The sequence below is a fragment of the Nitratireductor pacificus pht-3B genome (assembly GCF_000300335.1).
GTDB lineage: Bacteria > Pseudomonadota > Alphaproteobacteria > Rhizobiales > Rhizobiaceae > Nitratireductor > Nitratireductor pacificus.
On sequence record NZ_AMRM01000029.1, the window covers coordinates 1 to 12148 of the forward strand.

General features: G+C 65.3%; 11 protein-coding genes. 9 read left to right on the forward strand and 2 right to left on the reverse strand.

What is annotated here, in order from left to right; all coding sequences use genetic code 11:
- Both mepK and NA2_RS19525 read right to left on the reverse strand, forming a co-directional pair.
- The coding region (gene mepK, locus NA2_RS19520; RefSeq protein WP_157188330.1) for a peptidoglycan L,D-endopeptidase MepK at positions 1–755 on the reverse strand (755 nt) is incomplete at its 3' end.
- Between the two features lie 395 nt (positions 756–1150).
- Positions 1151–2620 (reverse strand): sigma-54-dependent transcriptional regulator, encoded by a 1470-nt coding sequence (locus tag NA2_RS19525; protein ID WP_008598952.1) that lies wholly within the window; start codon positions 2618–2620, stop codon positions 1151–1153.
- A 158-nt stretch (positions 2621–2778) separates the two neighbouring features.
- On the opposite strand from NA2_RS19525, the gene NA2_RS19530 reads away from it, so the two are divergent.
- The 9 genes from NA2_RS19530 to NA2_RS19575 all read left to right on the forward strand — a co-directional run bounded on the left by NA2_RS19530 (position 2779) and on the right by NA2_RS19575 (position 12145).
- Entirely contained in the window at positions 2779–4638 is a 1860-nt protein-coding gene (locus tag NA2_RS19530) for a M3 family oligoendopeptidase (RefSeq protein ID WP_008598953.1), read from the forward strand.
- 79 nt (positions 4639–4717) lie between these two features.
- Positions 4718–5806, forward strand: coding sequence for an aminodeoxychorismate synthase component I (locus NA2_RS19535; protein ID WP_051011697.1), 1089 nt, complete (start codon positions 4718–4720; stop codon positions 5804–5806).
- A gap of 30 nt (positions 5807–5836) precedes the next feature.
- Positions 5837–6121, forward strand: a complete 285-nt coding sequence (locus NA2_RS19540; RefSeq protein ID WP_008598955.1) for a YciI family protein — start codon at positions 5837–5839, stop codon at positions 6119–6121.
- A gap of 94 nt (positions 6122–6215) precedes the next feature.
- Complete coding sequence (locus NA2_RS19545; protein WP_008598956.1) at positions 6216–7661, forward strand: homospermidine synthase; 1446 nt, start codon at positions 6216–6218, stop codon at positions 7659–7661.
- A 141-nt stretch (positions 7662–7802) separates the two neighbouring features.
- Complete coding sequence (locus NA2_RS19550; RefSeq protein WP_008598957.1) at positions 7803–8183, forward strand: Omp10 family outer membrane lipoprotein; 381 nt, start codon at positions 7803–7805, stop codon at positions 8181–8183.
- Positions 8184–8213: 30 nt separating this feature from the next.
- Entirely contained in the window at positions 8214–8894 is a 681-nt protein-coding gene (locus tag NA2_RS19555) for a zinc metallopeptidase (protein ID WP_008598958.1), read from the forward strand.
- Positions 8895–8920: 26 nt separating this feature from the next.
- A complete protein-coding gene (locus NA2_RS19560) occupies positions 8921–10174 on the forward strand; it encodes a phenylacetate--CoA ligase family protein (RefSeq protein WP_008598959.1) in 1254 nt (417 codons plus the stop codon).
- 177 nt (positions 10175–10351) lie between these two features.
- Entirely contained in the window at positions 10352–11347 is a 996-nt protein-coding gene (locus NA2_RS19570; RefSeq protein WP_008598961.1) for a DctP family TRAP transporter solute-binding subunit, read from the forward strand.
- Positions 11348–11449: 102 nt separating this feature from the next.
- The gene (locus NA2_RS19575) at positions 11450–12145 is read left to right on the forward strand and encodes a TRAP transporter small permease (protein WP_008598962.1); all 696 of its coding nucleotides are present in this window, start codon (positions 11450–11452) and stop codon (positions 12143–12145) included.
- Positions 12146–12148: the final 3 nt, after the last annotated feature.

Consider the following 12148-nt stretch of genomic DNA (forward strand, 5'->3'; position numbering starts at 1 on the left):
TGGCGGGCGGCCGGCGCTGTCGATTCGGCGTTATCCTCTTCCTCGTCGGCTCCACCGCCGAAGAGAGCGGCCAGAAGGCCGCCGCCGCTGCGGCGATTGCCGCTGTCGCTGGCGATCTGGACCGTGCCGCCGCTGCGCTTGCGGGACTCGTAGGAGGCGAGCGCCTGCTTGTAGCCGGGCAGCGGCTTGCCGTCGGTCGGCACGTGAATGGTCTTGCCGTCCGGGAACAGGGCCATCAGTTCCTTGCGGCTCATGCGCGGCCAGTGGCGCACGCCGCCGACGTCGATGTGGATGAAGGGCGAGCCGGAGCGCGGATAGTAGCCGACGCCGCCCGCCTCGTACTTGAGCGCGGCGGCACGCAGCCTGGAGAGCTTCACGCCCGGAATGTAGAAGTCGATCGCCTTGCCGAGCATGTGCTGGCTCTTCTTGGCGACGCCGCTCGAGCGGCTGCGCAGCATCGAGTTGGTCTGCGGCGAACGGTAGGCGGAGACGACATGGATGTAGTCGCGCCCGCCGGCGGAGCGGTAGACCTCCCAGAGCAGATCGAGCAGCTGCGGGCTCATCTTCGTCGGCTCGTTGCGCCGCCAGTCGCGCAGGAAACGGTTCACCTCGTTGAGGCCGCTCTGAAGGTAACGGCCATTGCGCTTGTAGGTGATCTCGGCGCGTTCCTTGGTGTGGATGAAGTAGAGCTTCAGCGTGCGCGTCTCGGCCTGGGCGGCCGGGGTCGCAGCGGCCAGGAAGCCAACTGCTATCATCATACCGGCTAGAAGCTTCACCCATGCGAATGAAGCCAAGCGCCATCCAGAAACGTCAACGTCGTTTTGTGTCAAGATCCGTGGCCTTGCAGGCTGGTGTTTGTCCCCCGAGCCTGAAGCCCGGTAATTTTTCCCACCGTCCGAATATCCAATCTAATGGTTAACCCGGTCTTATTAAAGCAGGAATGCGCGAAGAGCGTGGCGAGATCGTGGCAAAATTCAACGAACGGCGCGATGGTGAATGCCAGGTTAACGCGCCGGCGGCTCCGATGCCGGTCGGATACCCCGAAAAACCGGCATGTTCAACCACCTGATCGACCAGAAGACTTTCCGGGCGAGCCGATCCGGCGGTCGGGCATTCTTGGAGTGACGTGCTGGATCGAAGTCTTTCCCGCTCAGGGTTTCGCCGAAGTGTCGATCCCCATTTCCCGAAGCTTACGATATAGCGTCGAACGGCCGATCCCGAGGCGGCGCGCGACTTCGCTCATCTGTCCGTTGTAGTGGTCGATCGCCATCCGGATCAGCTCGTTTTCAACCGCTTCCAGCGGTCTCACATTGCCGCCCTCGTCAAGACCGCGCAGAAAACCCTCCGGCAGGGATGCCTGGGCGGGAGAATCATCGCCGGATGCTCCGGCCGACGTTTCCCCCGGGGTATCGGGCGCATCGGCGGGCTGGGGGTCGATCCCTTCGACCTGGGCGCGGACCTGCGGAAAATCCTCGACGCCGAGCATGCCGTTCTCACACAGGACCACGGCCCGGAAGACGGCGTTCTCCAGCTGCCGGATGTTGCCCGGCCAGTCATGGGCGGCGAGGAGGTCCAGCGCTGCGCGGGAAATGCCCGTGATGCGCCGTTGATGGCTGTTGGAGAAGCGGGCGATGAATTCCTGGACGAGGAGAGGAATGTCTTCCTTGCGGTCGCGCAGCGGCGGCACCATGATCGGGAAGACGTTCAGCCGGTAGTAGAGATCCTCGCGGAACTGCTTGTCCTTCACCCGCCCGATCAGGTCGCGGTTGGTGGCCGAGATCAGCCGGATATCGACCTTGCGCGTGCCGCGCCCGCCGACCGGATCGACCTCGCCCTCCTGCACGGCGCGCAGGAGTTTTACCTGGACGTCGAGCGGCAGATCGCCGATCTCGTCGAGGAACAGCGTGCCGCTGTCGGCCTCGACGAACTTGCCGGTATGCTTCTCGGTCGCACCGGTGAAGGCGCCCTTTTCGTGGCCGAACAGGATGCTCTCGACCAGCGTATCCGGGATCGCGCCGCAATTGACGGTGACGAAAGGCTTGCGTCGTCGTTCGCCGGCCGCCTGGATGGCGCGGGCGATCAGCTCCTTGCCGACGCCGGATTCTCCTTCGATGAGGATCGGAATGTCGGTCGCGGCCGCCTTCTGGCCGAGTTCGATGACGCGCCGCATGGCCGGGCTGTTGGTGGCCAGCGTCCTGAAGGAAAAGTCGGCCGCCGTCTTCTTCGCCTTGCGCTGGCGGCTCTCCATCGCGGCCAGTTTCAGGGCGTTGCCGATGGCCGTTCCTAGCCGCGCCGGGGCCACGGGCTTGACGATGAAGTCGAACGCGCCGGCGCGCATCGCTTCCACGGCGGTGTCGATGCTGCCGCGGGAGGTCTGGACGATGACCGGAATGTCGATGTCCTCGTCGCGCATATGGCGCATCACGTCGAGGCCGCTCATCCGCGGCATCATCAGGTCGAGGATCACGGCGCCGGGGCGGTCTTCCTTCGTCTCAAGGAAGCCGAGCGCGGCCTGACCGTCCTCCGCCAGAAGCGGCGCATGGCCGAGCTTCTCCACCGCCGCCTGCAGCAGCCTGCGCTGGACCGGGTCGTCATCGACGATGAGAACGGATTGAGACATGTCGCATTTATGCAATGGCGCTACGATATCCGGTGCTGTTGCGGTGATCGGACTGGAACAAAATGGCATAGGCTTCTAAACAAGGGTTCAAGAATCCCGGTGAACGAAACCTTTCCTCGCCGCGGAAACCGACGGACCCTGCACAGACGAGGACCTTTATGGCCCATATTCCAGGCACAGGCGCGCATCATGCGGCAACGGAGGCGGCGCTTGCCTCGGCGCCCGCCGAAACGGGGCTCGGCGACCTGCCCGAGTGGGACCTTTCCGACTTGTATCCGGCGCTCGACGCGCCCGAACTGGTGCGCGACCTCGACCGGGCCGCGGCAGAGGCCGCCGGGTTCGAAACCGCCTGGAAGGGGAAGCTCGCTGACGAGGCGGGCAAGGGTCCCTCCGGCCGTCTCGGCGAGGCGGTCGCCGCCTATGAGGCGCTCGAGGAACTGATGGGGCGGATCGTCTCCTATGCCGGCCTGCTCTATGCCGGCGACACGTCCGATCCGAAGCGCGCCAAGCTTTACGGCGATGTGCAGGAGAAGCTGACGGACGCCAGCGCCCACCTGATCTTTTTCACGCTGGAACTGAACAAGATCGACGACGCGCTGATCGACGCGGCGCTCGCGGCGGATGCGACCCTTGCGCGCTACCGGCCCTGGGTGCTCGACATCCGGCGCGACAAGCCCTTCCAGCTCGAGGACAGGATCGAGCAGCTCTTCCACGAGAAGTCGGTGACCGGCCGCGGCGCCTGGAACCGGCTTTTCGACGAGACCATGACCAGCCTGCGCTTCACCGTCGATGGCGAGGAGCTGGCGCTGGAGCAGACGCTGAACCTCCTGCAGGATGCCGATGGCGAGAAGCGGCGCCGGGCCGCCGAAGCACTATCGGAGACCTTCCGCAACAATCTTCGCGTCTTCACGCTGATCACCAACACGCTTGCCAAGGACAAGGAAATCTCCGACCGCTGGCGTGGCTTCGACGACATCGCCGCGTCGCGGCATCTGGCGAACCGCGTCGAGCAGAAGGTGGTGGATGCGCTGGCGGCGGCCGTGCGCGAGGCCTATCCGTGCCTGTCGCACCGCTATTACGCGATGAAGGCGCGCTGGCTCGGCATGGAGCGGCTCAGTCACTGGGACCGCAACGCCCCGCTGCCCGAGACGCCGCAGGCGGTGATTGGCTGGGCGGAAGCCAGGAAGACGGTGCTCGACGCCTATAGCGGCTTCGCGCCGGAAATGGCCGAGATCGCCGACCGGTTCTTTACGCAGAACTGGATCGATGCGCCGGTCCGGCCCGGCAAGTCGCCCGGCGCCTTCGCGCATCCGACCGTGCCTTCGGCGCATCCTTATCTGCTGCTCAACTATCAGGGCAAGCCACGCGACGTGATGACGCTGGCGCACGAGATGGGGCACGGCATCCATCAGGTGCTGGCGGCGCGGCAGGGCGCGCTGATGGCGCCGACGCCTCTGACGCTCGCCGAGACCGCGTCCGTGTTCGGCGAGATGCTGACCTTCCAGTCGCTGCTCGCGCAGACGACCGAGCCGCGCGAGCGCAAGGCGATGCTGGCGCAGAAGGTCGAGGACATGCTGAACACGGTTGTTCGGCAGATCGCGTTCTACGAGTTCGAGCGCCGGGTGCACACGAAGCGGCGCAGCGACGGCGAACTCACCTCCGACCAGATCGGCGCGCTGTGGCTCGAAGTGCAGGCCGAATGCCTCGGCCCGGCAGTGCATCTGCGGGAGGGTTACGAGACCTTCTGGGCCTATATCCCGCATTTCATCCATTCGCCGTTCTACGTCTACGCTTATGCGTTCGGCGATTGCCTGGTCAATTCGCTGTTCGCGGTCTACCGGCAGGCGCCGGACGGTTTTCAGGACAAGTATTTCGCCATGCTGGAGGCGGGCGGCACGAAGCATCATTCCGAGCTTCTGCAACCCTTCGGCCTCGACGCCGCCGATCCGGACTTCTGGAGCAAGGGGCTTTCGGTGATCGAAGGCCTGATCGACGAGCTCGAGGCGCTCGACGGCTGATCGGAATCCCGGCGGCAGTCCCGTGCAGACGGATACCGAACCTTTCGTTCTGTTCCGCAATGACGCGGATGGCACGGAGATGCTGTTCTCCGGGCCGCGCGCGCTGCTGGAGGCCTGGGATGGCGCGGCGTTCTTCTCCATGCTCGAAGTGGCGGAAGCGGCGCGCCGCGAGGGTTTCTGGGTCGCCGGTTATCTCTCCTACGAGGCGGGCTATCTGCTGGAGCCGAAGCTGGCGCCGCTCCTGCCGGCGAAGCGGCGGGGGCCGCTGCTGCGGTTCGGCGTGTTCGATCCGCCAGCCGAACGGCCGGCCGCCGAACTGGACGGCGGCGGGCAGGCGGGGCTTTTCGATGTCCGGCCGCTCTGGCGGGCCGAGGATTACCGCCCGCGGTTCGAACGGCTCCACGCGCATCTCATGGTCGGCGACTGCTATCAGGCCAATCTGACCTTCCCGATCTCCGCGCGCTGGCGCGGCACGCCGGCGGCGCTCTTCGACGCGCTCGGCGGGCAACAGCCGGTGCGGCACGGCGCGCTGGTCGATCTCGGCTGGCCGGTCATCGTTTCGCGATCACCGGAACTGTTCTTCGAGGTCTCGGACGACGGGTGGATCGACACTTTGCCGATGAAGGGCACCGCGCCGCGCGGCGCGACGCCCGCCGAGGATGCGGCGCTGAAGGAATTTCTGCGCAACGACCCGAAGAACCAGGCGGAAAACCGCATGATCGTCGATCTGCTGCGCAACGACATTTCGCGCCTCTGCGTGGTCGGGACGCTCGACGTGCCGCAGCTCTTTCACGTTGAGACCTATCCGACGGTCCACCAGATGGTCAGCCGCGTGCGCGCCCGCCTCTCGGGCAGCCCCGGCCTGCGGGACATCTTCTCCGCGCTCTTCCCCTGCGGTTCGGTGACCGGAGCGCCCAAGATCCGGGCGATGGAGATCCTGCGCGACCTGGAGGATGCGCCGCGCGAGGCCTATTGCGGGGCGATCGGCTGGGCGGCGCCCGATGGTCGGATGCGCTTCAATGTGGCGATCCGCACGGTTTCGCTCTTTCCCGACGGGGAGGCCGTCTTCAATGTCGGGGGAGGTGTGGTCTACGATTCGACCGCCGAAAGCGAATATGAAGAAGCGCTTCTGAAGGCGCGCTTCGCCGGGATGCCGCAAGCGCGCTGACCGCTCGTCCAACCAGAAAAGAGAACGCGGATGTATGTCGTTTCACTGAGTTACATCGTTCCTCTCGAGGAGGTCGAACCGCATGTTCCGGCCCATATGGCGTGGCTCGAACAAAGCTACGAGGCGGGCATCTTCCTCGCCTCGGGCCGCAAGGTTCCGCGCACGGGCGGCGTCATTCTGGCGCAGGGCGAGCGTGCCGCCCTCGAACGATGCCTTCGCGAAGATCCGTTCGCAGTCCACAATCTCGCCGCCTACGAGATCACTGAATTCGTCGCCTCGAAGACCGTTCCGGGGCTGGACGCGCTCAAGGAGTGACAAGCTCTGTCGTCCGGCGGCAGAGGTTTGCGCTTTATTGTGACATCGTTCTGTGTTTTGAGGCTCAGGACCGTTGTTATAGGAAAGGCGCGTAATGGCTGCGAAAGACTGGCCCATCCATGGCGAAATCACCGGTCCGATCGTCATGATCGGATTTGGCTCCATCGGCCGCGGCACGCTGCCGCTCATCGAGCGCCACCTGAAGTTCGACAAGGCGCGCATGGTCGTCATCGATCCGGTCGACACGGACCGCAAGCTGCTCGACGAGCGGGGCATCCGCTACGTCCAGGCGCATGTCACCAAGGACAATTACAAGGACCTCCTGAAGCCGCTCCTGACCGAGGGCAAGGGCCAGGGCTTCTGCGTCAACCTGTCGGTCGACACGTCGTCGCTCGATCTCATCAAGCTGTGCCGCAAGCTCGGCGTCCTTTATGTCGATACGGTGGTCGAGCCATGGCTCGGCTTCTATTTCGACGACAAGGCCGACAATGCGTCGCGCACCAATTACGCGCTGCGCGAGACGGTGCGGCAGGAGAAGGCGAAAAACCCCGGCGGCACGACCGCGGTCTCCACCTGCGGCGCCAATCCCGGTATGGTCTCCTGGTTCGTCAAACGCGGCCTGGTCAATCTGGCGAACGACCTGAAGCTCGACTTCGAGGAACCCGGCCCCGACGACCGCGAAGGCTGGGCCAGGCTGATGAAGAAATGCGGCGTGAAGGGCATTCACATCGCCGAGCGCGACACGCAGCGCACCAAGAAGCCGAAGCCGATGAACGTGTTCTGGAACACGTGGTCGGTCGAGGGCTTCATCGCCGAGGGTCTGCAGCCGGCCGAACTCGGCTGGGGTACCCACGAAAACTGGATGCCGAAGAACGCCCGCAAGCAGAAGAAGGGCCACAAGGCCGCGATCTATTTGGAGCAGCCCGGCGGCAACACGCGCGTGCGCAGCTGGTGCCCGACGCCCGGCCCGCAATACGGACTGCTGGTCACCCACAACGAGGCGATTTCCATCGCCGACTACTTCACGGTGCGCGACAAGAAGGGCAAGCTCAGCTACCGGCCGACCTGCCACTACGCCTATCATCCGTGCAATGACGCGGTGCTGTCGCTCAACGAGATGTTCGGCGCGGCCGGCAAGGCGCAGCCGGTGCAGCACGTGCTCGATGAGACCGAGCTGGTGGACGGCATCGACGAGCTGGGCGTTCTCCTCTATGGCCACGAGAAGAACGCCTACTGGTACGGTTCGCAGCTTTCGCTGGAGGAGGCGCGGACGCTGGCGCCCTACCAGAACGCGACGGGCCTGCAGGTGACCTCGGCCGTTCTGGCCGGCATGGTCTGGGCGCTGGAAAACCCGGAAGCGGGCATCGTCGAGGCCGACGAGGTCGATTACCGCCGCTGCCTGGAGGTTCAGATGCCCTATCTCGGACCCGTCAAGGGTTACTATACGGACTGGACGCCGCTCGACGGGCGCCCCGGTCTCTTCCCGGAGGATATCGACGAAAGCGACCCGTGGCAGTTCCGCAACATTCTCGTGCGTTAGGGCCCGCGCGCTGTCGCGTTCTTGCATTGGCTCCAAAATCGAGCGATTGAAACAGTGTTCGATTGTATTGTTATGCGCGCAGCATGACTTCGAAATGCGGTGCGCTGCCGGTCTTCCGGCGCGCGATTGGAGGTCGATAGGATGAAGGCACGTAACCTTTTCACGCTGGGCGCCGTGGCCGCGGCTCTGGCCGTGGCAGGCTGTCAGACCGATTTTCCCGACGGCGGCCGGCAGGTCGTCCGGCAGACGGGCGTCGAGGGGCAGTGGATGGGCACGGACGGCGTTGCCGTTTCGACCCTGCAGAGCGGCCGTTTCAGTTCGCGCTCGCTGCAGACCGGCGAAACGCTGACGGAAGGCTCCTACACGCACCGCGACCAGCGGACGATCGACCTGTCCTTCTATTCGCTGAAGAGCCAGCAGAACACGTCGGCGACCTGCCTTCTGGCAAACACCAGCCAGATGAACTGCACGCTCGCCAACGGCACCAATTTCGTGCTCACGCGCAGCGCCGGCGTTTCCTGACCGGGCATTCGTGAGGCCGGAGCGCCAGGGATGCTGATCGCCCTTGCCGGCCTTGCGCTTCTTGCCGCCATCGTCCTGCCGCAGCTTCTCGTGCGGCTGACATTCTCACGCCACGCCGCTGACCGGCCGGACATACCCGGCACGGGCGGCGAGCTGGCGCGCCATCTCCTCGACAGTTTCGGCCTGGGTCATGTGCGTGTCGAGGTCACGGACCGCGGCGATCACTACGACCCCCGCGATAAGGCGGTGCGCCTCGGCGAGCGCAATCTCAACGGCCGCTCCCTGACGGCGGTGGCCGTTGCCGCGCACGAGGTCTCGCATGCCCTGCAGGACGACCGGGGCGAGCGTTCGTTCACGCTCTGGCAAAGGCTGGCGGCGCTCGCCGCCCAGACGGACCGCATCGCCGGACTGTTCTTCATCGCCGCTCCGATCCTCGCCATCTTCGCCCGGACGCCGATGGCGCTGATCGCGCTCGTCCTGGTCGGCGTGGCGCTTCTGGCCGTTCGCGTCGTGGTGACGCTTGTCACCCTGCCGATCGAATTCGACGCCAGCTTCGGCAAGGCGCTGCCCATTCTCGAAGAAGGGAACTATGTCGCCCGGGCGGACCTGCCGGCAGTGCGCTCGGTCCTACGCGCGGCGGCGCTGACCTATCTCGCTGCGGCCCTCATTTCGCTCGTCAACCTTGCCCGATGGGTGCGATTGCTGCGATAAACCTGCAAAAAACTCTGGGAGGAGCAATGGCACCGCATTTCGATGCGCTGGAAATCCGCGATCCGGCGGAGCGCGAGCGCGAACTCTTCGACCGGTTGCCAGGCTTTCTGGAGGAAGCCGTCGCCAGGGCCGACGGACTGGCCGAATGGCTCGCCGGCATTGATCTCCAGGCCGTTACCGGCCGTGAAAAGCTGGCCGCCCTGCCGGTGCTGCGCAAGCCCGACCTGCTGGAGCGCCAGGTGGCGCGCCCACCCTTCGGCGGTTTCGTCAATCCCGATGCGCTGGAGGGCGCGAGGGTGTTCATGTCGCCGGGACCGATCTGGGAGGTCCAGGGGGCGGGCGCCGATCCTTGGCAGGCGGCACGCGCCTTCTTCGCCGCCGGCGTGCGGCCCGGCGCAAGGGTGCACAATGCGTTCTCCTATCACATGACGCCGGGCGGGTTCGTGCTCGATACGGGTGCAAGGGCGCTCGGCTGCACGGTCTTTCCTGCCGGCACGGGCAACACCGACATGCAGGTCGAGGCGGCAGCGGCGCTGCGGCCGGATGTCTATGCCGGCACGCCGGACTTCCTCAAGGTCATGCTCGACCGGGCAGAGCAGGCGGGCCGGGACCTGTCGTCCTTCCGGACGGGCCTTGTCTCCGGCGGCGCGCTGTTTCCCTCCCTGCGCGAGGAATACCGGGCGCGCGGCGTCAGGGTGCTCCAGTGCTATGCGACCGCCGAGTTCGGCGTCATCGCCTACGAGACGGCTGACCGCGACGGCGATCCATTGCCGGGTATGGTGGTCAACGAGAACCTGATCGTCGAGATCGTGCGTCCGGGAACCGGGGATCCAGTGCCGGAGGGGGAGGTGGGCGAGCTGGTGGTCACCTGCCTCAACCCGGCCTATCCGCTGGTGCGGCTCGGCACCGGGGATCTGTCGGCGGTCCTGCCGGGGCAGAGCCCCTGCGGCCGCACCAACATGCGCATCAAGGGCTGGATGGGACGGGCCGACCAGCGCACCAAGGTCAAAGGCATGTTCGTCGATCCGAAGCAGATCGCCGAACTGGCGAAGCGCCACGCCGCGATCGACCGGGCGCGGCTGGTGGTGACGCGCGAGGGCGCGGGCGACGCGATGGCCCTGCATGTGGAGCCGACCGAGGAGGGAACGCTCGATCTGGCCGCGGTGGAAGCCAGCCTGCGCGAGATCACCAAGGTCGGCGGGCGCGTGCATCTGGCAGCCCCGGGCTCCCTTCCCCGGGACGGCAAGGTGATCGCCGACGAGCGCGACTATTCCGACTAAAGCATAAGATGCAAAAAGGCGGAGCGAATCCCGCTCCGCTTGATTTCGTCCGCCCCGTGGCACAGGATGGCGTCCAAAGCTGTGGAGGGCAGGGCCGGGACATGTCGCGCCGCCTGCCCCGACAACGACAGCGGCGTCCATCGCGCGGTGGGCGCAACAACCAGAGTGGAGGAGAGCATGAAGTTTCTGATCGGCACCTTATCGGCGCTCGCCCTGTCCGCAATCGCCACGCAGGCGCAGGCCCAGTGCGATTCCGGCGAAATGGTCATCAAGTTCAGCCACGTGGTGGCGGACAAGGGCCATCCCAAGGGCGATGCCGCGCAGCTTCTGGCGCAGCGCGTCAACGACGAGATGAACGGCACGGCCTGCATGGAGGTCTACCCGAACTCCACGCTCTATGACGACGACAAGGTCATGGAAGCGCTGGTGCTGGGCGACGTGCAGCTTGCCGCCCCCTCGCTCGCCAAGTTCGAGGCCTATACGCTGAAATACCGTCTGTTCGACCTGCCCTTCCTGTTCCCGACGCTGGACGCGGTGAACAATTTCATCACCTCGGACGATGGCAAGGAACTGCTCAAGGCCACCGAGAGCGAAGGCTATACCGGTCTCGGCTTCTGGTCGTCCGGACTGAAGCAGTTCTCGGCAGGCAAGCCCCTGCTTGAGCCGCAGGACGCATCCGGCCTGAAATTCCGCGTGCAGACGTCCGACGTCGCCGTGGCGATGATCGAGGCCATGGGCGCCTCGGCACAGAAGCTGGCCTTCAAGGAAGTCTACGGCGCGCTCCAGACCGGCGTCGTCGACGGACAGGAAAACAGCTGGTGCAACATCTACACCCAGAAGTTCTTCGAGGTGCAGGACGGCATCACAGAGACCAACCACCAGCTCCTCGCCTATCTTCTCGTCACCTCGACGGAGTGGCTCGAAGGGCTCGATCCGGCGGTGCGCGACCAGTTCGTCAAGATCGCCGACGAAGTGACGGCCGCCGCCAATGACGAGGTCGCCAATCAGGAAGCGGCCTGCCGGCAGAACATCCTTGACGCCAAGGGCACCATTCGCGAGCTGACACCCGAGCAGCGCGCCAAATGGGTCGAGACGATGAAGCCCGTCTGGGCCAAGTTCGAAGGCGATATCGGCAAGGACCTGATCGATGCCGCTGTCGCGAGCGGTTCCTGATCCGACTGATCCGGTCGATCGCGGCTAGTCCGCAGGAATAGACGCTCCCCGTTCTCGGCCGAGAACGGGGAGCGCGGCTTGTCTTCCCGCGAGGAGAACTCCATGGCTCTGCTTTGGCCGGTTCTGGGGCTGGTGGCCCTGGTGGCCGTACTGTTCGCTCTCGAACGCCGTTATCCGGAGGCCGTGGGGCGTTTCGAGGAAAACGTTCTGGCGCTGCTCCTGGCGGCCATCACATTCGTCTCCTTCACGCAGGTGGTCGCCCGCTACGGCTTCAACAGCGGTTGGGGCGGCGCGCTCGAACTGACGCGCATCCTGTTCGCATGGATGATCCTGTTCGGCATGAGCTACGGCGTGAAGCAGGGCATTCATCTGGGCGTCGATGCCCTGATCCGCATGGCGCCGCCGCGCGTGTTCCGCGCCATCGCCTTCTTCGGCGCCTTATGCGTGTTCCTTTACGCTTTCATTCTCCTCTATGCCGGCTGGCTGACCTTCTTCGGTGCGCCGGTCTCGACCAACTGGCGCCAGACGGGTGCCATCGGTTACTGGACCTTCATGTTCGACCGGGGCACAGGCCTCGACGATCTGCGCTATCCCGAATGGATGCAGGAGACCTTCGGCCTGCAGGACCGGGTACAGCGCTGGGTCGCCTATCTGATGCTGCCGATCGGCCTGGCGCTGCTCGCCTTCCGCGCCGTGCAGGGCATGGCGGCCATCGCCAATGGCAGCCGCGACCTGATCATCGCCGGCCACGAGGCGGAAGATCTCGTCGCCGAGAACAAAGACGCGCTGAAGGAGTAGGGC